This is a genomic window from Roseateles sp. UC29_93 (genome assembly GCF_042695725.1).
Lineage (GTDB): Bacteria > Pseudomonadota > Gammaproteobacteria > Burkholderiales > Burkholderiaceae_C > Roseateles > Roseateles noduli_A.
The window spans coordinates 2,786,891-2,808,030 of record NZ_CP170545.1 but is presented as its reverse complement, the minus strand read 5'-3'; the positions used below and the strand labels follow the sequence as shown (position 1 = coordinate 2,808,030).

19 protein-coding genes and 3 pseudogenes are annotated in these 21,140 nt (G+C 68.0%); 5 read left to right on the top strand and 17 right to left on the bottom strand.

Annotated elements, in window-relative coordinates; all coding sequences use genetic code 11:
- Positions 1–2 precede the first annotated feature (2 nt).
- The 12 genes and pseudogenes from hisA to ACFJIX_RS12975 all read right to left on the bottom strand — a co-directional run bounded on the left by hisA (position 3) and on the right by ACFJIX_RS12975 (position 9,999).
- Positions 3–746, bottom strand: coding sequence for a 1-(5-phosphoribosyl)-5-[(5-phosphoribosylamino)methylideneamino]imidazole-4-carboxamide isomerase (gene hisA, locus ACFJIX_RS13030; protein ID WP_377160609.1), 744 nt, complete (start codon positions 744–746; stop codon positions 3–5).
- A 102-nt stretch (positions 747–848) separates the two neighbouring features.
- Positions 849–1,517, bottom strand: a complete 669-nt coding sequence (gene hisH, locus ACFJIX_RS13025; RefSeq protein WP_377160607.1) for an imidazole glycerol phosphate synthase subunit HisH — start codon at positions 1,515–1,517, stop codon at positions 849–851.
- On the bottom strand, positions 1,514–2,110 hold the full coding sequence (gene hisB, locus ACFJIX_RS13020; RefSeq protein ID WP_377160605.1) for an imidazoleglycerol-phosphate dehydratase HisB: 597 nt from the start codon (positions 2,108–2,110) through the stop codon (positions 1,514–1,516). Before hisB ends, hisH begins: the two co-directional genes overlap by 4 nt.
- Positions 2,111–2,157: 47 nt before the next feature.
- Positions 2,158–3,258, bottom strand: coding sequence for a histidinol-phosphate transaminase (gene hisC, locus ACFJIX_RS13015; RefSeq protein WP_377160603.1), 1,101 nt, complete (start codon positions 3,256–3,258; stop codon positions 2,158–2,160).
- A gap of 172 nt (positions 3,259–3,430) precedes the next feature.
- Positions 3,431–3,700: pseudogene (locus ACFJIX_RS13010) on the bottom strand (VapC toxin family PIN domain ribonuclease); the annotation flags it as partial.
- A gap of 44 nt (positions 3,701–3,744) precedes the next feature.
- Complete coding sequence (locus tag ACFJIX_RS13005; protein WP_088408424.1) at positions 3,745–3,963, bottom strand: CopG family transcriptional regulator; 219 nt, start codon at positions 3,961–3,963, stop codon at positions 3,745–3,747.
- A 193-nt stretch (positions 3,964–4,156) separates the two neighbouring features.
- The gene (locus tag ACFJIX_RS13000) at positions 4,157–5,707 is read right to left on the bottom strand and encodes a methyl-accepting chemotaxis protein (protein WP_377160601.1); all 1,551 of its coding nucleotides are present in this window, start codon (positions 5,705–5,707) and stop codon (positions 4,157–4,159) included.
- Positions 5,708–5,893: 186 nt separating this feature from the next.
- Entirely contained in the window at positions 5,894–7,207 is a 1,314-nt protein-coding gene (gene hisD, locus ACFJIX_RS12995; RefSeq protein WP_377160599.1) for a histidinol dehydrogenase, read from the bottom strand.
- A 21-nt stretch (positions 7,208–7,228) separates the two neighbouring features.
- Positions 7,229–7,870: an ATP phosphoribosyltransferase gene (gene hisG / locus ACFJIX_RS12990; protein ID WP_377160597.1), complete on the bottom strand. Its 642-nt coding sequence runs from the start codon at positions 7,868–7,870 to the stop codon at positions 7,229–7,231.
- A 137-nt stretch (positions 7,871–8,007) separates the two neighbouring features.
- Positions 8,008–8,271, bottom strand: a complete 264-nt coding sequence (locus tag ACFJIX_RS12985) for a BolA family protein (protein ID WP_088408428.1) — start codon at positions 8,269–8,271, stop codon at positions 8,008–8,010.
- 24 nt (positions 8,272–8,295) lie between these two features.
- Positions 8,296–9,078, bottom strand: coding sequence for an ABC transporter permease (locus ACFJIX_RS12980; protein WP_331616653.1), 783 nt, complete (start codon positions 9,076–9,078; stop codon positions 8,296–8,298).
- A pseudogene (locus tag ACFJIX_RS12975) lies at positions 9,075–9,999 on the bottom strand (ABC transporter ATP-binding protein). Before ACFJIX_RS12975 ends, ACFJIX_RS12980 begins: the two are co-directional and overlap by 4 nt.
- A gap of 128 nt (positions 10,000–10,127) precedes the next feature.
- Between ACFJIX_RS12975 and ACFJIX_RS12970 the strand changes: the two are divergent.
- Both ACFJIX_RS12970 and ACFJIX_RS12965 read left to right on the top strand, forming a co-directional pair.
- A complete protein-coding gene (locus ACFJIX_RS12970) occupies positions 10,128–10,805 on the top strand; it encodes a TetR/AcrR family transcriptional regulator (RefSeq protein WP_377160594.1) in 678 nt (225 codons plus the stop codon).
- Positions 10,806–11,408: 603 nt separating this feature from the next.
- Positions 11,409–11,738: a hypothetical protein gene (locus ACFJIX_RS12965; RefSeq protein WP_377160592.1), complete on the top strand. Its 330-nt coding sequence runs from the start codon at positions 11,409–11,411 to the stop codon at positions 11,736–11,738.
- Between the two features lie 151 nt (positions 11,739–11,889).
- Here the strand turns inward: ACFJIX_RS12965 and ACFJIX_RS12960 are convergent, their stop codons facing one another.
- Positions 11,890–13,458, bottom strand: coding sequence for a wax ester/triacylglycerol synthase family O-acyltransferase (locus tag ACFJIX_RS12960; protein ID WP_377160590.1), 1,569 nt, complete (start codon positions 13,456–13,458; stop codon positions 11,890–11,892).
- Positions 13,459–13,640: 182 nt separating this feature from the next.
- Between ACFJIX_RS12960 and ACFJIX_RS12955 the strand changes: the two genes are divergently transcribed.
- Complete coding sequence (locus ACFJIX_RS12955; RefSeq protein WP_377160588.1) at positions 13,641–13,892, top strand: acyl-CoA-binding protein; 252 nt, start codon at positions 13,641–13,643, stop codon at positions 13,890–13,892.
- 64 nt (positions 13,893–13,956) lie between these two features.
- Here ACFJIX_RS12955 and ACFJIX_RS12950 read toward each other — a convergent pair whose 3' ends face one another.
- The 4 genes and pseudogenes from ACFJIX_RS12950 to ACFJIX_RS12935 form a co-directional block, all read right to left on the bottom strand.
- The gene (locus tag ACFJIX_RS12950; protein ID WP_377160586.1) at positions 13,957–14,742 is read right to left on the bottom strand and encodes a hypothetical protein; all 786 of its coding nucleotides are present in this window, start codon (positions 14,740–14,742) and stop codon (positions 13,957–13,959) included.
- Between the two features lie 3 nt (positions 14,743–14,745).
- Positions 14,746–15,093 carry a hypothetical protein gene (locus ACFJIX_RS12945; protein ID WP_377160584.1) on the bottom strand — a complete coding sequence of 116 codons (348 nt, stop codon included), beginning with the start codon at positions 15,091–15,093 and terminating at the stop codon, positions 14,746–14,748.
- Positions 15,094–15,261: 168 nt separating this feature from the next.
- Complete coding sequence (locus ACFJIX_RS12940) at positions 15,262–16,329, bottom strand: aminopeptidase (RefSeq protein WP_377160582.1); 1,068 nt, start codon at positions 16,327–16,329, stop codon at positions 15,262–15,264.
- A 36-nt stretch (positions 16,330–16,365) separates the two neighbouring features.
- Positions 16,366–18,437 (bottom strand): annotated as a pseudogene (locus ACFJIX_RS12935) (molybdopterin-dependent oxidoreductase).
- Positions 18,438–18,620: 183 nt separating this feature from the next.
- Between ACFJIX_RS12935 and ACFJIX_RS12930 the strand changes: the two are divergent.
- On the top strand, positions 18,621–19,754 hold the full coding sequence (locus tag ACFJIX_RS12930; protein ID WP_377160580.1) for an ABC transporter substrate-binding protein: 1,134 nt from the start codon (positions 18,621–18,623) through the stop codon (positions 19,752–19,754).
- 172 nt (positions 19,755–19,926) lie between these two features.
- Positions 19,927–21,129: a M20 aminoacylase family protein gene (locus ACFJIX_RS12925; RefSeq protein WP_377160578.1), complete on the top strand. Its 1,203-nt coding sequence runs from the start codon at positions 19,927–19,929 to the stop codon at positions 21,127–21,129.
- Positions 21,130–21,140: the final 11 nt, after the last annotated feature.

Sequence of the window (21,140 nt, the reverse complement as noted above, 5' to 3'; positions counted from 1 at the left end):
GGTCAGTCCCCGTTCAGCTCGTCGGCGCGACGCTGCGCCGCGGCGAAGTCGAGGTCGCCGGTGTAGATCGCGCGGCCGCAGATCACGCCGCCCACGCCCTCGGACTCGACCGCGCAGAGCGCCTCGATGTCGGCGATGTTGGACAGCCCGCCCGACGCGATCACCGGGATGGACAGCGCCTGCGCCAGCTTCACCGTCGCGTCGATGTTGATGCCGGTGAGCATGCCGTCGCGGCCGATGTCGGTGTAGATCACGCCCTCGATGCCGTAGTCCTCGAACTTCTTGGCCAGGTCGATGACCTCATGACCGGTCAGCTTGCTCCAGCCGTCGGTGGCGACCTTGCCGTCCTTCGCGTCCAGGCCCACGATGATGTGGCCGCCGAAGGCCGACGCCGCGTCCTTCAGGAAGCCGGGGTTCTTCACCGCGGCCGTCCCGATGATCACGTACGACAGGCCGTCGTCCAGGTAGCGCTCGATCGTGTCGAGGTCGCGGATGCCGCCGCCCAGCTGCACGGGGATGTCGTCGCCGACCTCGCGCAGGATCGCCTTGATCGCCGCCTCGTTGACCGGCTTGCCGGCGAAGGCGCCGTTCAGGTCCACGAGGTGCAGACGCCGGGCGCCGGCATCGACCCATCGGCGAGCCATTTCGGCGGGATCCTCGCCGAAGGTCGTGGAGTCGTTCATGTCGCCTTGCTTGAGGCGGACGCATTTGCCGTCTTTCAGGTCGATCGCGGGAATCAGCAGCATGGCCGAGGCAGTGGGGGTGAAGGAAGGGGAAGGGTTCGGCGGGACTCGAGAACGGCGCGTGCGGCGCATCCGGCATGGGACGCCAGGCCGCGCGCCATGCGCTCAGGGCGTCCAGTGCAGGAAGTTGCGATACAGGGCGAGCCCGGACGCGGCACTTTTCTCGGGGTGGAATTGGGTGGCAAAAATGTTATCCCGCGCCACCGCACAGGTAAAGCGCGGGCCGTACTCGCTCTCGCCGGCGCTGTCGCGCGCGTCCGACGTCTCGGCGTAGAAGCTGTGGACGAAGTAGAACCAGCTCTCGTCCGGCACCTCGCCCCAGACCGGATGCGCCCGCGTCTGGTGCACGCGGTTCCAGCCCATCTGCGGCACCTTGTAGCGGCTGCCGTCGGGCTGCACCTGGCCGTCGAGCCGGAAGCGCTTCACGCGACCCGGGATCAGGCCCAGCCCCGGCGTGTCCTGCTCCTCGCTGTGATCGAGCAGCATCTGCATGCCCACGCACACGCCCATCAGCGGCTTGCGCGCGGCGGCGTCGAGCACCGCCTCCTTCAGGCCGCTGTCGGCGAGTTCGCGCATGCAGTCGCGCATCGCGCCCTGGCCGGGCAGCACGATGCGCTCGGCGGCGTAGACCTCGTCGGGCTTGGACGTGATGATCACGCGCACGCCCTGGTCCTGCGCCGCCGCCAGCACCGCCTGCGACACCGAACGCAGGTTGCCCATGCCGTAGTCGACGACCGCGACGGTGCGCGGCTGGCTGGCTCCGGGGTTGCTCACAGCGTGCCCTTCGTCGATGGGATGACACCGGCCGAACGCGGATCCAGCGTCATCGCCATCCGCAACGCGCGGCCAAAGGCCTTGAACATCGTCTCGCACTGGTGGTGCGCGTTGTGGCCCTTGAGGTTGTCCACGTGCAGCGACACCAGCGCATGATTGACGAAGCCCTGGAAGAACTCGTAGGTCAGCTGCGTGTCGAAGGCGCCGACGGATCCGGCGGTGAACTTGACCTCCATCGCCAGGCCCGGGCGGCCGGAGAAATCCACGACCACGCGCGACAGCGCCTCGTCCAGCGGCACGTAGCTGTGGCCGTAGCGGGTGATGCCCTTCTTGTCGCCGATCGCCTGCGCGACGGCCATGCCCAGCGTGATGCCGACGTCCTCGACGGTGTGGTGGCCGTCGATGTGCAGGTCGCCCTTGGCCTCGATGTCCAGGTCGATCAGCCCGTGGCGGGCGATCTGGTCGAGCATGTGGTCGAAGAAGCCGATGCCGGTGTTCAGCGTCGACTGCCCGGTGCCGTCGAGATTCACGCGCACGCGGATCTGCGTTTCCTTGGTGTCGCGGCGGACTTCGGCGATGCGTTCGGAGCTCATGGGGATTCCAGGGAGATCAGGAAGGATCAAGGAGGGACGGTGGACGTTCAGGTCTGCTTCAAACCGGCGTCGATCGCCGCCAGCATCGCCGCGTTCTCGTCCGGCGTGCCGACCGTCAGGCGCAGGCAGCGCGCCAGCAGCGGATGCATGCCGGAGACGTTCTTGACCAGCACGCCGCGGGCCTTCAGGTCCGCATGCAGGCGGTTGGCGTCGGGGACACGCACGAGGATCATGTTGCCTTCGCTCGGATAGGCATGCACGTCCGCGGTTTTTGCCAGGGCGGCGAGCGCGGTCTGCAGCTTCTCGCGCTCGGCACGCAGCTCGGCGGCCTGTCGCTCATAGACCTCGGCGTGGTCCAGCGCGAAGAGCCCCGCTTCCGCATTCAGCACGCTGACGTTGTACGGCGGACGCAGCTTGTCGATGTGGCCGATCAGCTCGGCGTTGCCCATCATGTAGCCGATGCGCACGCCGGCCAGGCCGAACTTGCTCATCGTGCGCATGACCAGCACCTGCGGATGCCGCGCCATCAGCGCCATCGAGTCGCGCGCGGCGAAGGGCTGGTAGGCCTCGTCCATGACGACCAGCCCCGGCGCGGCCTGGGCGATGCGTTCGATGACGGCGTCGTCCCAGAGGTTGGCCGTCGGATTGTTCGGATAGGCCAGGTAGACGATCGCGGGACGATGCTCGGCGATCGCGGCGAGCATCGCGGCCTCGTCAAGCTCGAAATCCGCCGTCAGCGGCACGCCCACGAAGTCCAGGTGCTGGTACCTCGACGACAGCTCGTACATGACGAAGCCCGGCACCGGCGCCAGCACGACGACGCGCTCGCCCGGCTGACAGACGGCCATCGCCAGCAGCGAGATCAATTCATCCGAGCCGTTGCCCAGCATCAGCGCCTGACCCTCCGGCAGCTTGGCGTGCACGGCCAGCGCCTGAGCCAACGCCTGGGTGCGCTCGCCCGGGTAGCGGTTGATCGCGACGGCGCCGAGGCGCTCGCCCAGCGCGCGCTGGAGGTCGGGCGGCAGCCGGAAGGGGTTCTCCATCGCGTCCAGCTTGATCAGGCCGGCGGACGGATGCACCTGGTAGGCATGCATCGCGCGGACGTCCTCGCGCAGGACACCGAGGGCTCGATCGAGGGCAGCGTTCATGGGGCAAGCGCCGCGGCGGGCAGCAAGTCGGAAGGGAAACACCCGCCGGCAGCGCGCGCAGCGGATCGACGATCAGGACGCTGTCGTAGAGCTGCCCGTGCGGCAGCGCCCGGCTCAGCACGATCTCGCAGCCCTGCGCCTTCGCGGCCGCGACGATCAACGCGTCGGCGTACGGCAGTGAGAAGCGGCTCTCGATCGACCAGGCCGATTCGACGGTCGCGTGGTCGGTCGACCACGGCGCCCAGCGTTGGTAGCGGCGGACCTCGGCCCGCGCATCGCCGTTCGGCATCGCGGGCGAGATGCGCGTCGTCACCGAACGGTAGAAGTCATTGAGCACCTGGCTCGACGTCCGGCCCAGGCGCTGCTGCCACAGGCAGCGCAGCCAGGCCATCGCCTGCGCGCGGCAGGCAGGATCGGCGCCATCCTCGCTGAGGATCAGCACGGAGGTGTCGACGAAGACCGGCGCGGTCAATTCGACGGGGGCGCTCACAGCAACTCCCGTCCCGGGTAGGGCTGACCGTCGGAAGACCAGGTGCGCTCGCGGTGCAGCCAGTCCTGCAGGGCGCGCTCATAGGCGTCGTCGTGGCGCATCTTCTCGGCCAGCAGCTCGCCGACCAGCCGCGAGACGCTGGTGTTGCGTCGCGCCGCCTCCAGCCTCGCCCATTCGGCGACGCTGTCTTCCATGGTCACGGTGACGTTCTTCATCAGGGCTTCAGAGTAACACGAAGTTCGTGGCGCACGAACTTCGTGTTCTGTGAAGGCCGACTTTGGGAGGCCGGGCGCGGGCACTCCACGACTCAGGGGGCATCCCTCCGGGAACCCCCAGAGTCATTCCGGCCCCACGGAGACTCGCTGCCTCCGGTTCTTTGACGGGGTTCGGTTCTTTGCCTGCGTTCGGTCAGGGGTGCAGGCGGAACTGAGCGACGACGTGCTGCAGGCTGCCAGCCTGCTCGCGCAGCGACTCGGAAGCAGCCGAAGACTCTTCGACCAGCGCGGCGTTCTGCTGGGTGACCTCGTCCAGGCGGTGCACCGCCTGGCCCACTTCCATCAGGCTGGTGCTCTGCTCCTGCGTGGCCGAGGAGATCTCCTGGATGATGTCCGTCACCCGCTGCACCGCGGCAACGATCTCCCGCATCGTCTCGCCGGCATCGCTGACCAGCTTCGATCCCACGTCGACGCGCTCGACGCTGGCACCGATCAAGGTCTTGATCTCCTTGGCCGCCTCGGCGCTGCGCTGGGCCAGCGAACGGACCTCGCTCGCCACCACCGCGAAACCGCGACCCTGCTCGCCCGCTCGGGCCGCTTCGACCGCGGCGTTCAGCGCCAGGATGTTGGTCTGGAAAGCGATCCCGTCGATCGTGCCGATGATGTCGGAGATCTTGCGCGAGGACGCATTGATCTGGTCCATGGTGCTGACCACCTCGGACACCACCACGCCGCCGCGATCCGCGACCTGGCTGGCATTGAGCGCCAACTGGCTGGCCTGACGCGTGGAATCGGCATTCAGGCGGACCGTGTCGGTCAGCGCGTGCATGGTGGCGGAGGTCTCCTCCAGGCTGGAGGCCATCTGCTCGGTCCGCGCCGACAGGTCGCTGCTCCCGGCGGCGACCTCGGCGCTGGACATCGCGATGCTCTCGGCGCTGGTGCGCACCGCCGACAGCGAGCGGTTCAGCGCGCCCTGCATCGCCGAGAGCGCCTGGGCCAACTGGCCCAGTTCATCGCGACGCGAGGTATCGATCTCGACGGTCAGGTCACCTTCGGCGACACGGCTGGCGACGCTCACCATGTCGTTCAGCGGCCTGACGGTGCTGCGGGTCAGGTAGAACGCGAGCACGCCACCGGCGGCCAGCGCGGCGACGATCAACACCGCCATCGTCGTGAGCACCGCCTTGTAGGCCTTGCGCGATTCCTCGACGCTGGCGTCCGCGCCCTGCGTGTTGATGTCGACCAGCTTCTGCACCGCGCCGATGAGGGCAACGAAGGCCTGCTGGGATTCGCCGTTGACCGTGGACTGGTACTCGCCGCGGTTGCCGGCCTTGCGCGCGGCGATCAGCTTGTCCTGCACGGCGATGAAGGTGGCGTATTTCGCCTTCGCATCCTTCCACTGCTCGGCTTCCTCCGGGGTGGACACCATGGCCTCGTAGGCCTTGGCCAGCGCGGGCAGGGACTTCTCGCGCAGGTTCTTGATGCGCTCCTGCTCCTGCTCGACCTCGAGGATGACGTCCTTCAGGCACATCCCCATCTCGGCCCGGCGCAACTCGTTGAGGTCGCCGCGCAAGGCGTTGATGGCGTTGATCGAGGGGATCCAGTCGCCCCCCATTTCCTCCACGTTGCCCTGGATCACCTGCATGCGGCTGATCGCCACCACGCCGACCAGCACGGTGGCCAGCAGCACGGCCGCGAAACCCAGGGAGATGCGTACCCCGACGCGCAGATCTGAGACCTTCATGCTTCGACGTCCTGTTATGAAGATGTCGAAGCATGCTAGGCGTTTCGCACGAAAGGGCGAACCGCGAAACACCAGGAAATGTGGCGGTTTATCCGCGATCCAGGGTTTGCCCGGCGTGGCCGCGTGAAATCTGCGCGACCCCGCCGACGGCCGGGTTGCCCGCGTTGTCGGCTCGCGCCGACGCGCTCAGCGCTTGAGGCGGAACTCCGCCGCCTGCGCGTGCGCCTGCAGGCCCTCGCCATAGGCCAGCGTCGCGGCGATCGGTCCGAGCACCTGCGCGCCGGCCTCGCTGACCTCGATCAGGCTGGAGCGCTTCTGGAAGTCGTAGACGCCCAGCGGCGAGGAGAAGCGCGCCGTGCCCGAGGTGGGCAGCACGTGGTTCGGCCCGGCGCAGTAGTCGCCGAGCGACTCGCTGGCGTAGGCGCCCAGGAAGATCGCGCCCGCATGCCGCAGCAGCGGCTCCCAGCGATGCGGATCGGCGCTGGAGACTTCCAGGTGCTCCGGCGCGATGCGGTTGCTGATCTCGCAGGCCTCCTCCATCGAGCGCGTCTGGATCAGCGCGCCCCGCCCTTCCAGCGAAGCCCGGATGACGTCCTTGCGCGGCATGCCGGGCAACAGGCGTTCGATGGCCTCGCGGACCTGGGCGATGTAGCCGGCGTCGGGGCACAGCAGGATGCTCTGCGCCATCTCGTCGTGCTCGGCCTGGCTGAACAGGTCCATCGCGACCCAGTCCGGCGGCGTGGTGCCGTCGGCCAGCACGAGGATCTCGCTCGGGCCCGCGATCATGTCGATGCCGACCTGGCCGAAGACGTTCTTCTTGGCGCTGGCGACATAGGCGTTGCCCGGGCCGGTGATCTTGTCGACGCGCGGCACCGTCGCGGTGCCGTAGGCCAGCGCGGCCACCGCCTGCGCGCCGCCGATGGTGAACGCCCGGTGCACGCCGGCGACGTAGGCCGCGGCCAGCACCAGCGGGTTCTTCTCGCCGCGCGGCGTCGGCACGACCATCACGATCTCCGGCACGCCCGCGACCTGCGCGGGGATCGCGTTCATCAGCACGCTCGACGGGTAGGCGGCCTTGCCGCCCGGCACGTAGATGCCGACGCGGTCCAGCGGCGTGACCTTCTGGCCCAGCAGCGTGCCGTCCTCGTCGCGATAGCTCCAGCTCTCGCCGCAGGCCTGCTTCTGGCGCACGTGGTAGCTGCGCACGCGCTCGGCCGCCTGCGTCAGCGCCTTCGCCTGGTCGGCGGGCAGGCCGTCGAAGGCCGCCTTCAGTTCCTCGCGGGTCAGCTCGAGCGACGCCAGCGACGCCGCCTGCAATCCGTCGAAGCGCGCGGTGTAGTCGAGCACCGCCGCGTCGCCGCGGGCGCGCACATCGGCAAGGATCTCGGCGACGCGCGTCTCGATCGCGGCATCGGTCTCCGCCGACCAGTGCAGCACGCGCTGGAACTGGGTCTCGAAATCGGCATCGGCGGTGATGAGGGTGCGAAGGGTCGTCGTCATGGCGAAGCTCCAGGCAGCGGATCAGGCGGCAGGAATGGCGGAAGCGATCGCGTCGATCAGCGGCTTGAGCGCCTCGCGCTTGAGCTTGAGCGCCGCCTGGTTCACGACCAGCCGCGAGGAAATGTCCATGATCCGTTCGACCTCGACCAGGCGGTTCGCCTTCAGCGTGCTGCCGGTGGAGACCAGGTCGACGATCGCATCGGCCAGGCCGGTCAGCGGCGCCAGTTCCATCGAGCCATAGAGCTTGATCAGGTCCACGTGCACGCCCTTGTCGGCGAAATGCTGGCGCGCGATCGTCGTGTACTTGGTCGCCACGCGCAGCCGCGAACCCTGGCGGACGGCGTTGTCGTAGTCGAAGTCGTCGCGCACCGCGACGCTCATGCGGCACTGCGCGATGCGCAGGTCCAGCGGCTGGTACAGGCCCGCGCCGCCGTGCTCGATCAGCACGTCGCGACCGGCCACGCCGATGTCGGCGCCGCCGTACTCGACGTAGGTCGGCACGTCGGTCGCGCGCACGAGCACGACGCGAACCTCGCGCTGATTGGTCGGGAGGATCAGCTTGCGGGAGCTGTCCGGGTCTTCCAGCACCTGGATGCCGGCGGCGGCCAGCAGCGGCAGGGTCTCTTCGAAGATGCGGCCCTTGGAAAGTGCCAGGGTGATCATGCGGTGTCCTCGGTGAACGCGCGCCTCTCGAGTGTCTCGGGAAAGCGCCTCGGGCTGTGGCCTCGGGTGTTCAGGGGGACGGCAGCGGGTTCACCGGACGGGGACACACCGCCACCCGCCTGCAGGCCGGGTGGCTGTCAGTGATGGTGGTGCGCGGTGCCTTGCTGCGCGAACTCGTCGGGGGTCAGCGTCTTCATCGACAGCGCGTGGATCTGCTCGCGCATGCGATCGCCCAGGGCCTGGTACACGCGCTGGTGGCGCTTGATCCGGCTCAGGCCCTCGAACTCGGCCGACACGATCGTCGCGAAGAAATGGCGTCCGTCGCCCTCGACCTGGAGCTCGCTGCAAGCGAGTCCCTGGGCGATGTAGCTCTGGACTTCTGCGGGGGTCGGATCGGCCATGATGGAGCGGGATTCTACCTGGGCTCAGTGACGGATCTTGTAGCCGCGGCGCAGCAGTTCCAGCGCGATGGCGGCGACCGCCGCGAACGCGATGGCGACGACGCCCAGGCTGACCCACGGCGAGACGTCGCTGACGCCGAAGAAGCCATGGCGGAAGCCGTCGATCATGTAGAAGAACGGGTTCAGGTGGCTGACGCCCTGCCAGAACGGCGGCAGCGAGTGCACCGAGTAGAAGACGCCCGACAGGAAGGTCATCGGCATGACGATGAAGTTCTGGAAGGCCGCCATCTGGTCGAACTTCTCCGCCCACAGGCCGGCGATCAGGCCCAGCGACCCCATCAGTCCGGCGCCCAGGATGGCAAAGGCCAGCACCCACAGCGGATTGGCCATGCCCGGCGGCGCGAACCACACGGTGGCGATGAACACGCCGGCGCCCACCATCAGGCCGCGCAGGATGGACGCGCCGGCGTAGGCCAGGAACCAGGCCCAGTGCGACAGCGGCGTGACCAGCAGGAACACCAGGTTGCCGGTGATCTTGCTCTGGATCAGCGAGGAACTGCTGTTGGCGAAGGCGTTCTGCAGCACGCTCATCATCACCAGGCCCGGGATCAGGAAGCTGGTGTAGCCGACGGTGCCGTAGACCTTGACGTGGTCCTCCAGCACATGGCCGAAGACCAGCAGGTACAGCACGGCAGTCAGCACCGGCGCGCCGACGGTCTGGAAGCCGACCTTCCAGAAGCGCAGCACTTCCTTGTAGAAAAGCGTGCGGGCGCCTTCGAGGCGGATCGGGAAATGGCTGGCGCTCATGCCCGGCCCCCTTGCATGATTTCGAGGAAGACGTCCTCGAGGTCGGCGCGGCCGATCTCCAGGTCTTCGATGGGCACGGCGGCTTCGCGCAGCGTGGCGAGGATCTGCTCGACCTCGGCCGCGTCGTGCGCGGTGATCTGGACGATGCGGCCGGTGCTGCGGGCGCGTTCGGACAAGGACAGCGGCAGCGCCGAATCGGTCTTGAACTGCAGCATCGTGGACGCGGTGCCCGCGAGCAGTTCGGACGTGCGGTTGAGCGCGACGACCCTGCCCTGCTTCAGCATCGCGATGCGATGGCAGAGCGCCTCGGCCTCTTCCAGGTAATGCGTGGTCAGCAGGACGGTGTGGCCTTCGCGGTTCAGTCGCGCGATGAACTGCCACAGCGTCTGGCGCAGTTCGACGTCGACGCCGGCGGTCGGCTCGTCCAGCACGATGACCGGCGGGCGGTGCACCAGCGCCTGCGCGACCAGCACGCGGCGCTTTCATGCCGCCCGAGAGCTGCCGCATGTTGTTGTGGGCCTTGTCCGCCAGACCGAGGTTGAGCAGCAGCTCGTCGATCCAGTCGTCGTTGTTGCGCACGCCGAAGTAGCCGGACTGGATGCGCAGCGTCTCGCGCACGCTGAAGAACGGGTCGAAGACCAGCTCCTGCGGCACGATGCCGAGCTTCTTGCGGGCTTCGGCGTAGTCGTCGACCACGTCATGGCCGAGCACCGAGACCTGCCCCCCGCTGGCGCGGGACAGGCCGGCGAGGATGCTGATCAGGCTGGTCTTGCCGGCGCCGTTCGGGCCCAGCAGGCCGAAGAACTCGCCGGGCTGAATGTCGAAGCTGACACCGTCCAGCGCACGGAACTGGCCGTCGCGGTAGGTCTTGCTGACATTGGTGAAACGCAGGGCGGGCGGACCGCCGGCCGGCACGGACATGGCGGCCGACTGTTGTGGGGGGCTTGCGGGCATGGGCGGCGATTGTAGGCAGGGGGTCCGTCCCGCGCCGGCCTGGGGTCATGACAGAATGCGCCCACCTCCCCCCACCCCTCAACGCCCCCGGGCCCATGGCCACCAAGAAGCCGCGCCGCACCGCCGAACGCATCCTCGAAGTCACGCTGGACCTGTTCAACCGCTTCGGCGAGCCGAACGTCTCCACCACGCTGATTTCGGCGGAGCTCGGCATCTCGCCCGGCAACCTGTATTACCACTACCCGGCCAAGGACGAGCTGATCAACGCGCTCTTCAACCGCTACGACAAGGCCTTGTCGGAGCTGCTGGGGGCGGTGGGCAACGTACGCAACGTGGAGGACGCCTGGCTGTTCTTCCACATGCTGTTCGAGCTGATCTGGCAGCACCGCTTCCTGTACCGCGACCTCAACGACCTGCTGTCGAAGAACCGCAAGCTGGAGACCCATTTCCAGCACGTGCTGGAGCAGAAGACGCAGGCGATGGTCGGCCTGCTGGGCGGCCTGCAGGCCAGCGGCGCGCTGACGATGCAGGTCCGCGAGGCGGTGCCGACGGCCAACGCGATGGTCGTGCTGCTGAGCTACTGGCTGAGCTACGAATACGTGCGCGATCCGCGCAATGCGCTCGAGCCCGAGCGCGCCGGCGAGGCGCTGATGCGCGGCGCCTTCCATGTGCTGGGACTGCTGCTGCCGTACCTGGAACCGGCCTCGCGCGACCACCTGTTCCAGCTGGTGGGGAAGTACCAGCCGCCAGCGGGCGGCGCCTCCCAAGCATGAACGATCGAGTCCCGCCATCGGGACTCGACGTCGGCTTGATGCTTGTCAAACCCCTCTTCGTTTGACTCATCTCTGCCAGTCGGATTGACTGGCTTGAGTCATGCGCGCCCGCAGCTTGATGAATACGGTGCAAGGGCGGCGACATTGCCGCGGACTTGTCTGGAGCATCGAGCATGTTCGGGATTACGCCCTGGGGCCCGTCGTCCTTGTTGAATGACTGGGCGCGGTGGAGGCGGACTGGGCCGCTCGGCTTCGTCGTCCGATTCGGCCTGCTTCGCATCGCGCCATGGCTGGCCGCGCCAATCGTCGGCATGATGATCCTCTCGGGCGTGTCGGTCTCCCTGGTGCGATGGATCGCGTTGGGGACCACTTACCTCGTCATCGGCGTGATCTGGGGGGCGCTCACCTGGCGGACCTGCGAGTCTCGATGGACCCTTTCGCGTGGGAATGACGAGCCTCCCGGCTAGCAGCAAGCTCGGGACCGGTCCTCCGCACAAACCCTGGATTCGTGCGAAGCCGGACCCCCTGGTCGCGGTTGGCGGCGAAAAACGACACCCTATAAATTAGGGATATCGCATTCACCGACATCAAGGGACCGATTCCATGAAGCGCATCCTGACCACCGCCGCCCTGCTGGCCCTGATCGCCCCGATGGCCCACGCCGCCACCGCCGAGAACGCCGACGCCAAGGCCCTGCGCGCCGAGTGCGCCAGCCAGCACGCGGTGAAGTTCGAGCAGGCCGCCGCCGCCAACGAGTACCGCTTCGTCTACAACCGCGGCGAATACCGCGGCGAAGCCACCGCCGGTCAATCGGTTGCCTGCGGCCAGACGCAATACGCCGAATACCTGGCCAGCGCCGATCCGGTCCGTGTGATGTCCGCCTACCCGACCGCCGCGGGCCGCCCGCAGCCGGCCAAGAAGACCGCCAAGTAATCGGTCCCGTCTTCGACACCGGGCCTCGAACCCGGACATCGAAACCCGGGCTTCGATACGCCGGGGTCCGGAACGACGGGGCCCGGAACGACGAACGCCGCCCTCGGGCGGCGTTTTTCATGGCGGCGGGGCCTGAACCCGGCGCCCGGGGTCAGGCCTTGACCTCCCACGGCAGCATCAGCGCCAGCGTGAGCAGTTGCTGGAACTCGGGCTCGAAGTGGGCCACGATGCGCTCCGGATCGGGGCACAGGCCGGCGTCGGCGATCAAGCCGAACTGCACCTGGCCGGCATAGGTCAGGATGCTGATGCCCAGGCTCATGTCGCCGGCCTGCGGGGCCCAGAACATCACCCGCTCGACGGCCGAGCCGCACAGCTGCAACGCCTGCGCCGGCCCCGGCACGTTGGTCATCAACGCCGTCGCCTTGCGCGAGAGCGTCTTCAGCATCGCGCGCTGGGCGGCCTTCTCGACCGAGCCCGACGTCGCCATCAGGCCCATCGACAAGGCCGGCTGCAGGCTGTTCTTGAGCGCCTGCGTCTGCGCATGCACCGCGTAGAGCCGCTTGACCGGATTCGTGATGCCCACGGGCAGCGGCAGCGGCACCATGCCGAAGCGGTTGCCCAACTGCCACGCCGTCTCCAGCGGACGCAGGTTCACCGGCACCAGCGCGCGGATCTCCTGGCCGTCCGTGTTGTCGCCGTGTTCGCGCAGATACAGCCCGATCGCCCCGGCGACGCAGTTCAGCAGCACGTCGTTCACCGAGACGTTCATCGACTTGCCGACCGCCTTGACGGCGTCCAGCGGCAGCGGCGCGCCCCAGGCGACGCGCTTGGCGCGTCCGGCCTTGCCCTTGAGGCGGGTCTTCGCGTCGTCGGGCGCTTCGGTGAGCGCGGCGGCGTCCTTGAGGACCTGCTTGCCCAGGCGCTCGGCCGGGGAGACATCCGGCGTCCCCGACCCGGCGTGCGCCTGGATCTCGCGGACGGTCCAGGCGTTGATCGGCTTGACCATCGCGTCGGCGAGCCATTCGGGCTCGGCGGCCTCGTCGGGAATGGCCTTCGTTCCCTTGGCAGCCTTGCCTGTCTTCGCAGTCGGCAGCGCCGGCGGCACGGCACCGCCGTCGGTGATCGACAGCAGCACCGCGATCAGCGCGATGCCGTCGGCGATGCAGTGATGCACGCGCGCGATGAGCGCGCTGCTGCCGTCGTAATGTTCGATCAGGTGCAGCTGCCAGAGCGGACGCGCGGGATCGAGCGGCTCGGCGGCGAGGTCGGCGAGACGGTCCTGCAGCGCGCCTTCGAGCGGACGCCCCCGGCGGCGGTTCAAGGTCTCAGGAACGACGTGCCGGGCGATGTCGACCTCGGCGTCCTCGACCCACCAGGCGCGGTCGCCCGCCTCCACGACGCGCTGCCGGAAGCGCGGGAAGCGCAGCAGCCGTTCGGCGACGCGCGCCCGCAGGTCCTCAAGCGCGATGGCGGGCTTCAGCAGCAGCACGCCGTGGATGATCATCCGATTGGCTTCGGTGTCCAGGCGCAGCCAGGCGGTGTCGACCTTGGACATCGGCTCGGCACCCTTCGGCAGGCCGTCGGGGCGACTGGCGCGCCCGTTCCCGGAGGCCTTGAGCGGCGTCTTGCCGGCGGTGCCGCGCTTCGAGGGAGCGGTCGTCGACGGGGTGGACTTGGCGCTTCGACAGGGGGACGGGCTCAACGCGGCGGGGGTGGGCAATGCGGTCTCCTGGACGGACGGGGCGAAGTACGGGGCGAGGGACGAGGCGCTGACGCCCGAATCATCCGTCATCTAGAGAGGCGGCCCCAGTCCGCACGTGGGGGTGGGGTGGGTAACATCGCGGCCGTCCGTCCCGATTGTCGCCAACGGGACGCCCTGCTCACCGCCACGGGAGACACACCATGAGCCTGAAGGACCAATTCGACGCCGCCGTCGCCGATTCCAAGAATCTGCCCGAGCGCCCGGACAACCAGACGCTGCTGAAGCTGTACGCGCTGTTCAAGCAGGCGACCACCGGCGATGTCGAGGGCGACCGCCCCGGCATGACCGACTTCGTCAACCGCGCCAAGTGGGACGCCTGGAAGACCCTCGAAGGCAAGACCAACGACGAGGCGATGCAGGACTACATCGACCTGGTCGAAGGCTTGAAGTAAGTCCTCAAGTGCCGGCGCTCGCGCCGGACAGGTGCAAGAGCCACCTCCGGGTGGCTTTTGCTTTTCAGAGCAGCTTGAGCGACCCACGACCTCCCACCGAGGGGAAGGCACGTTCGATGCCTGGCAAATGCGCTGTATCCGGTCGTACGCCTTCGACCGTGGGCCCAACCCAGAGTGCCTGCTGAATCCAATTCTGCGCATCGACGGCAACGTCATCGAAACGGCGAATCTGGAAATGGGCGCCAAGCCGAAGCGTCTTGGACCAGAAGTGAAGCCGTTCGACCGACAGCGCGTCCATTGAGAACTTCCGGAGCCCAGCAACCAGCAGATAGCTGACTTCAAGAGGCCGACGACAGTGAGCCACCAAGGACGCCACGCGCTGGTTGCGTCCGGCCACGTCGCTGAAGCAATCCCAATCGACCAGTTGACCGAAGCCGTCCAGGAAGTCCTGTCCCCAATGCTTCAGCTGTCGACCCCTCTGCTCGAAAAGGGTGTTGGCGCGAGCGCCCTGGCATTCCACGAGCAGCAGTCGAGGTGCTGCATCCTCGAAGTCTGGAACGCTGAGTATCGCGAAGTCCGTACGCATGTCGTCGAGCATCAACTCCCTGGCCACATGCGTCGGATAGACATGCCCGCCCGCGTGCGCCAACAACGCCATTCGTTCGGTCGCCGCGCCGAACCATTCCAGCAGAGGTCGCTCACGAAAGCCTTCTTCCGGAGCGGCCGACAACAGAGTTTCCAACTGGCTCGCCGCCTGCACGAGCTGCAGTCGCGAGTGGTGGCAGCGATGAAACTGATTGCCCCGCAAACCTGCCGCTTCCCGCGGCCGTGTGGTGACATGTCGGACCATCGGTCAGTCCTCCCATTCCGGCCAACGGTCGAAGACCGCCTGAATCGTCAACCCATCGGCTGCGCGACTGACCATGACGAAGTCATGCCCGAAACGAGCGGCTTCGCGGCCATTGACAAGCAGGCGCAATGGCAAGGTGCCGTTCATCAACTTCGCATAGAGCTGGCGTTGCCGGCGGTGCGGCCACCATTGCATGCCCCGTTCGGCCACGCCATGCAACGTGATGCCACTACCGCGGGGCGGGGACACCACGCCATGGCAGACGGCGGGGACGACTTGGATCTCGGCCTTGCGCCGCCAGCGCATCGGCGCGCGGGAACCCGGTGACCGGGCGCTGTGAATCATCGACATGAGGAGCCACTCCAACTTCAAAGGAGGTGCGCAGTCTAGAAATCACATCGGACAGAAGATAGCGTCGATTGGGGAACGGTTGATCGCGATCAAACGATGCTGGAATCAAACCGCCCATGTTGCGTTGTCGCGGCGCCAACGACTTGACATCGCCCAGGCAGATGCGGTTCAGCGCGCCAACTCCGCCCTGCGCTCATCCTTCGGCAGTTTCGCCAGCCGCTGCACTTCGGCATAGAAGCGCGGCCAGTCCGCGCCCTGCCGCTCGAACAGCCGGACGAAGTCCGGCACCAGGTCCGTGTAGCTGCCCTGGATCGCCAGCGCCGGCGTGTTCAGGCCCAGCACCCAGCGGTCGAAACGCGTGTCGCCGTTCCACCGGTCGCGCTTGATCGCCTCGTAGTCCGCGCGCAGCTTCGCGAAGGCCGCGGCCTTGCCGGCGCGTTTCTCATCGTCGCTGGCCGTGCTGCGGAACACGTCCTGCAGTTGCTCCCGCGTCGACTTGAGCAAGGCCTGGATCTCGTCCTGACGGCGTCTCGACTGCTCGTCGTCGCGCAGCGCCTGGGGCCGATCCTTCAGCCAGCGCGCCACGCCGATCTGCTCGACCGCCGTCGCGAAGCTCTCGTTGAATGTGGTGTCGTCGCCCGCATACGCGACCTGGTGGGCCAGCTCGTGGAAGATCATCCGCGCCAGCTGGGCCTCGGGATAGCGGATGAAGGTGTTCAGCAGCGGATCACCGCCCAGCCAGTTGCTCCAGCCCAGCGACGAGTACGCCGGCACGCCGTACACGTAGGGTTCGAAGCCGTCCTTGCGGAGCTCCTGCGCCAGCTCGCGCGCATCGTGCGGATCGAAGTAGCCGCGGTACCCGGCGCAGCCCATGATCGGGTAGCACCAGGTCTTGAGCTGCAGGCTCAGCTCCGGGGTCGCGACGACGTTCCACACCGCCGCGCCGCGCTTGAGATCGGCGTAGCGGCGGTAGCTGTCGTTGTCCGGCAGCTTGAGTTCCGAGGACGCGTAATCGCGCAGCGATTTCGACAGCTCGAGCTGCTGGCGGATCTCCGGGTCCAGGTCTTGCTGACCCAGCCATTCGTCGACGGGCCTGGCCGAGCGCACCAGCGACAGGTGCCCCGACAACGACTGGCCGTAGTACGACAGCTGCGCGCAGCCGCCGAGCGCCGTCATCGCCAGCAGCAAAGGCGCGGCCAGCAGGAGCAGCAGCAGTCGTCGCGCGCGTTTCGTCATCGTTGCGGGCATCGTTCGGTGCGCCTTGCACCCGGCTCAGGCCGCGGCCACTTCGACCAGGCAGTCGTAGAAGCACGGCGCGCGTCCGAGGTCGGTCAGCCGCTGGTGCGTGACCTCGTTGACGTTGCGGCCGTCCGCGCCCAGCTTGCGCCACCAGATGCCCAACCCGTGCACGACGCCCTCGCGGGCCCGTGCGCTCACGTCCAGCCGGCACGCATAGCTGCCGCGGTCGTTGAACACGCGCACCAGCTGGCCATCGGCAAGTCCGCGCGACGCGGCGTCGCCGGCGCTCATCTCCAGCACCTGCTCGCCTTCGATGTCGCGCAGGCTCTTCACGTTCACGAAGGTGCTGTTCAGGTGGTTGCGCGCCGGCGGCGAGATCATCGCCAGCGGATAGCGCGCCGCGAGTGCCGGGTCGCTCGCCCGGCTCTCGTAGTTGGGCACGTAGTCCGCGCCACGCGCATCGGCCTTCCCGTTCGCCGACGGGAAGCCGCCTTGCGCGAACGGCGCCTCCGCCAGCGGCAGCTTGAACCAGCCGCGTTCGCGCAGCTGCGCCAGATCGACGTCGTCGCGGAACGCCTGGCGCAACAGCGTTTCGTCGTCTTCGTGGAAGGCCGGCTCGTCGAAGCCCATCGCCGCCGCCAGTGCGCGGAAGATCGCGGTGTTCGGCCGGGCCTCGCCCAGCGGCGCGATCGCCGCCTCGTTCACCAGCACGTCGGTGTGGCCGTAGCTGGTGTGGATGTCCAGGTGCTCCATCTGCGTCGTGGCCGGCAGCACGTAGTCGGCCAGATCGGCGGTGTCCGTCATGAAGTGCTCCAGCACCACCGTCAACAGGTCCTCGCGCTGGAAGCCCGCCACGACCTTCGGCGACTCCGGCGCGACCGCGACCGGGTTGCTGTTGTAGACGATCAGCGCCTCCACCTTCGGGCCGAACGTGGGGGACGCCTCGCGCAGCAGGTCGTCGCCGATCGTGCTCATGTTGATCGTCCGCGAGGGGCGGCCGGCACGCAGGTCCGGACGCTCCAGCGCCGGGTTCTTGAACGGCGCGAACCAGCCGGAACTCGACAGCAGGAGCCCGCCCGCGCGATGGCGCCACGCGCCGGTCAGGCAGGGGAGCAGCGCGATCAGCCGCACCGCGTTCCCGCCGCCGCGCACGCGCTGCATGCCGTAGTTCAGCCGGATGGCCGCCGGCGTCAGCGTCGCGTAGTCCCGGGCCAGGCCGCGGACCTCGTCCGGCGTGAGCCCGCATTCGGCAGCGGTGCGTTCGGGCGGCCACGCGAGCGCCCGCTCGCGCAACTCGTCCCAGCCGTCAACGTACCGGACGAGGTAGTCGTGATCGAGCCAGTCGTGGGCGATCAGTTCGTGCATCAGCCCCAGCGCCAGCGCGCCGTCCGTGCCCGGCAGCAGGGCCAGGTGTTGATGGCACTTGTCGGCGGTCTCGGTCTTGCGCGGATCGATGCACACCAGCTTCGCGCCGTTGCGCTTGGCCTGGTTCGCGAAGGTCCAGAAATGCAGGTTGGACGCGATCGAGTTGCTGCCCCAGATGACGATCAGCTTCGATTCCGCGAAGTGCGGCAGGTGCATGCCGACCTTGTGTCCATAGGTCGCCGCCAGCCCCGCGCCGCCCGCCGACGCGCAGATCGTGCGGTCCAGGCAGGACGCGCCCAGCCGGTTGAAGAAACGCCCCGCCATCGCCTCGCCCTGCAGCATCCCCATCGTGCCGGCATAGCTGTAGGCAGGATCGCCTGCGGATCGCGCGCCGCGACGGCCTTCAGCCGGCCGGCGATCTCGGCGATCGCCTGGTCCCAGCCGATGCGCTCGAAACGCGGCGCCTCGTGCTTCGCGCTGACGCGCTTGAGCGGATGCAGCACCCGTTCCTCGTGATAGGTCCGTTCGGGATATCGCGACACCTTCGTGCACAGCGCGCCGTGGGTGCTCGGATGCTCGGGTTGACCCTGCACCTTCACGACCTTGCCGTCCTCGACCGTGATGCGCAACGCGCAGGTGTCCGGACAGTCGTGCGGGCAGGCTCCCTTGACGATGCGCGTGCCGCGATCGGCGGCCTGTGGCGGGAGGTTCACGGCGGATTCAGAGAGGACGGACGACATGCGTCAACTATTGCACAGGCGCCACACCCTTGCGTTTTCTTACCGGAGTCGGCGACAACGCTGGACGCACGAGCCGCTAAGCTCGCGCGCCAGGAGGCCGAAATAGGTCGTGTCGAGCCTCCTGGCGCGCTTGCCCTCCGGCGGACGCCACAATATCAATTCGCACCCCTCTGGGAGTCCCCCTTGGATCGCCGCCAACTTCTCGCCTCCGCCAGCGCCCTGGGCGCGCTCGCCACCCTGCCCATCCCGACGGCCGTCCGCGCTCAAGGCAAACGCCTGGTGCTGGGTCAGTCGGTGCCGCTGACGGGCGCCGCCGCCCAGCTGGGCATCCAGATGCAGGCCGGCGCGAAGCTGTTCTTCGACGCCCAGAACGCCGCCGGCGGCATCAACGGCACGACCATCGAGCTGCGCACGCTGGACGACGGCTATGAGCCCGACCGCTGCAAGGCCAACACCGAGAAGCTGATCGCCGACGACGTGTTCGCGCTGTTCGGCTACGTCGGCACGCCGACCTCGCTGGCCGCGCTGCCGCTGGTCAACCAGGCCAAGATCCCCTTCGTCGCCCCCTTCACCGGCGCCGAGGCGCTGCGCGACCCGTTCAGCCCGTGGGTCTACCACGTGCGGGCCTCGTACTACGACGAGACCGCGCTGATCGTGAAGCAGCTGACCCATCTGGGCCTGATGCGCATCTCGGTCTTCCATCAGAACGACGCCTACGGCAAGGCCGGCCTGGACGGCGTGCTGCGCGCGATGAAGCCGCTGGCGCTGCAGCCGCAGGCCACCTCCACCGTCGAGCGCAACAGCGTCGAGGTGACCAAGGCCGTCAAGGACCTGATCCAGAACGGCGCGCCGCCCGAGGCCATCGTCATGATCAGCGCCTACAAGAGCTGCGCCGCCTTCATCCGCGCCGCCCGCAAGGCCGGCTACGGCGGCGTGTTCTACAACGTGTCCTTCGTCGGCACGCAGTCGCTGCTGGACGAGCTCGGCAAGGACGCGATGGGCGTGGTCGTCAGCCAGGTCATGCCCTATCCGTTCGGCTCGCAGGTCGGCGTGGTCCACGAGTACCAGCAGGCCGCCACCAAGGCCGGCCAGAAGTTCAACTACACCGCCATCGAGGGCTACATCGGCGCCAAGGTCATCAGCGAAGGCATCCGCCGCATGACCCGCCCGACCCGCGAAGGCCTGGTCGCGGCGCTCGACACCCTGGCGAACTACAACGTCGGCGGCTTCAACGTGAACTTCAAGCCCAACAAGCATGTCGGCTCGAGCTTTGTCGAGATGACGATGCTGACCAACGACGGGCGCGTCAAGCGCTGACCTGCCCTCCCCGGGCAGACCCGGACGCCGGATCGCACGCCGCTGGCGGCGACGATCCGGACCCGCGGGTACACTGGTCCGACCACAGCGGCGCCGCCCTGAGCGGCGCCGCGGCCTTTCTGGCCCGCGGCAAGCCCGACGCGCTGTCGCGACGACATCGGAGTGCCCGCCCATGAAGCTGATCGAACCCATCCTGGCCGACGCCCCGGCCATCGCCAAGCTGCGACGTGACCTGCACGCGCATCCCGAACTCTGCTTCCACGAGGAACGCACCGCCGACGTGGTCGCGCAGGCGCTGACCGACTGGGGCATCGAGATCCACCGCGGCCTCGGCAAGACCGGCGTGGTCGGCATCATCAAGGGCCGCGACGGCGGCGCCAGCGGCCGCACGCTGGGTCTGCGCGCCGACATCGACGCGCTCCCCATCACCGAGCACAACACCTTCGCCCACGCCAGCAGGCACCCCGGCAAGATGCACGCGTGCGGCCACGACGGCCACACCGCGATGCTGCTGGCCGGCGCCAAGCACCTGGCGTCGCAGCGCGACTTCGACGGCACCGTCTACGTCGTGTTCCAGCCGGCCGAGGAAGGCGGCGGCGGCGCCCGCGAGATGATCAAGGACGGGCTGTTCACGAAGTTCCCGATGGAAGCCATGTTCGGCATCCACAACTGGCCGGGCATGGCCGCCGGCCAGTTCGCGCTGAAGAGCGGCCCGGTCTTCGCCTCGAGCAACGAGTTCAAGGTCACCATCAAGGGCAAGGGCGCGCACGGCGCGATGCCGCATCTGGGGACCGATCCCGTGGTCGTGGCCGCGCAGCTGGTGCAGGCCTACCAGACCATCATCACCCGCAACAAGCGGCCGATCGACGCGGGCGTGATCTCGGTGACGATGATCCACGCCGGCGAGGCCACCAACGTCATCCCCGAGAGCTGCGAACTGCAAGGCACCGTCCGCACCTTCACGCTGGAGACGCTGGACCTGATCGAGCGCCGCATGAAGCAAATCACCGAGGCCACCGGCGACGCCTTCGAGGTGAAGTGCGAGTTCTCGTTCCACCGCAACTATCCGCCGACGATCAACCACGCCGCCGAGACCGAGTTCGTCCGCGGCGTGCTGACCGAGATGCTGGGCGCGCCCAACGTGCAGGCCTTCGAGCCCACCATGGGCGCCGAGGACTTCAGCTACTACCTCCAGGAAGTGCCGGGCTGCTACTTCCTGATCGGCAACGGCGACGGCAGCCACCGCGAAGGCGGTCACGGCCTGGGGCCCTGCATGCTGCACAACCCGAGCTACGACTTCAACGACGAGCTGATCCCGCTGGGCGGCTCGATGTGGGTCCGGCTGGTGGACGCCTGGTTCAAGCAGGCCCGATGACGGGTTCCGAC

Coding starts and splice junctions, on each gene's coding strand:
- hisA (WP_377160609.1), bottom strand. CDS start 746: ATGCTGCTGATTCCCGCGATCGACCTGAAAGACGGCAAATGCGTCCGC.
- hisB (WP_377160605.1), bottom strand. CDS start 2,110: ATGAGCTCCGAACGCATCGCCGAAGTCCGCCGCGACACCAAGGAAACG.
- hisC (WP_377160603.1), bottom strand. CDS start 3,258: ATGAACGCTGCCCTCGATCGAGCCCTCGGTGTCCTGCGCGAGGACGTC.
- ACFJIX_RS13005 (WP_088408424.1), bottom strand. CDS start 3,963: ATGAAGAACGTCACCGTGACCATGGAAGACAGCGTCGCCGAATGGGCG.
- ACFJIX_RS13000 (WP_377160601.1), bottom strand. CDS start 5,707: ATGAAGGTCTCAGATCTGCGCGTCGGGGTACGCATCTCCCTGGGTTTC.
- hisD (WP_377160599.1), bottom strand. CDS start 7,207: ATGACGACGACCCTTCGCACCCTCATCACCGCCGATGCCGATTTCGAG.
- hisG (WP_377160597.1), bottom strand. CDS start 7,870: ATGATCACCCTGGCACTTTCCAAGGGCCGCATCTTCGAAGAGACCCTG.
- ACFJIX_RS12985 (WP_088408428.1), bottom strand. CDS start 8,271: ATGGCCGATCCGACCCCCGCAGAAGTCCAGAGCTACATCGCCCAGGGA.
- ACFJIX_RS12980 (WP_331616653.1), bottom strand. CDS start 9,078: ATGAGCGCCAGCCATTTCCCGATCCGCCTCGAAGGCGCCCGCACGCTT.
- ACFJIX_RS12970 (WP_377160594.1), top strand. CDS start 10,128: ATGGCCACCAAGAAGCCGCGCCGCACCGCCGAACGCATCCTCGAAGTC.
- ACFJIX_RS12965 (WP_377160592.1), top strand. CDS start 11,409: ATGAAGCGCATCCTGACCACCGCCGCCCTGCTGGCCCTGATCGCCCCG.
- ACFJIX_RS12955 (WP_377160588.1), top strand. CDS start 13,641: ATGAGCCTGAAGGACCAATTCGACGCCGCCGTCGCCGATTCCAAGAAT.
- ACFJIX_RS12950 (WP_377160586.1), bottom strand. CDS start 14,742: ATGGTCCGACATGTCACCACACGGCCGCGGGAAGCGGCAGGTTTGCGG.
- ACFJIX_RS12945 (WP_377160584.1), bottom strand. CDS start 15,093: ATGTCGATGATTCACAGCGCCCGGTCACCGGGTTCCCGCGCGCCGATG.
- ACFJIX_RS12940 (WP_377160582.1), bottom strand. CDS start 16,329: ATGACGAAACGCGCGCGACGACTGCTGCTGCTCCTGCTGGCCGCGCCT.
- ACFJIX_RS12925 (WP_377160578.1), top strand. CDS start 19,927: ATGAAGCTGATCGAACCCATCCTGGCCGACGCCCCGGCCATCGCCAAG.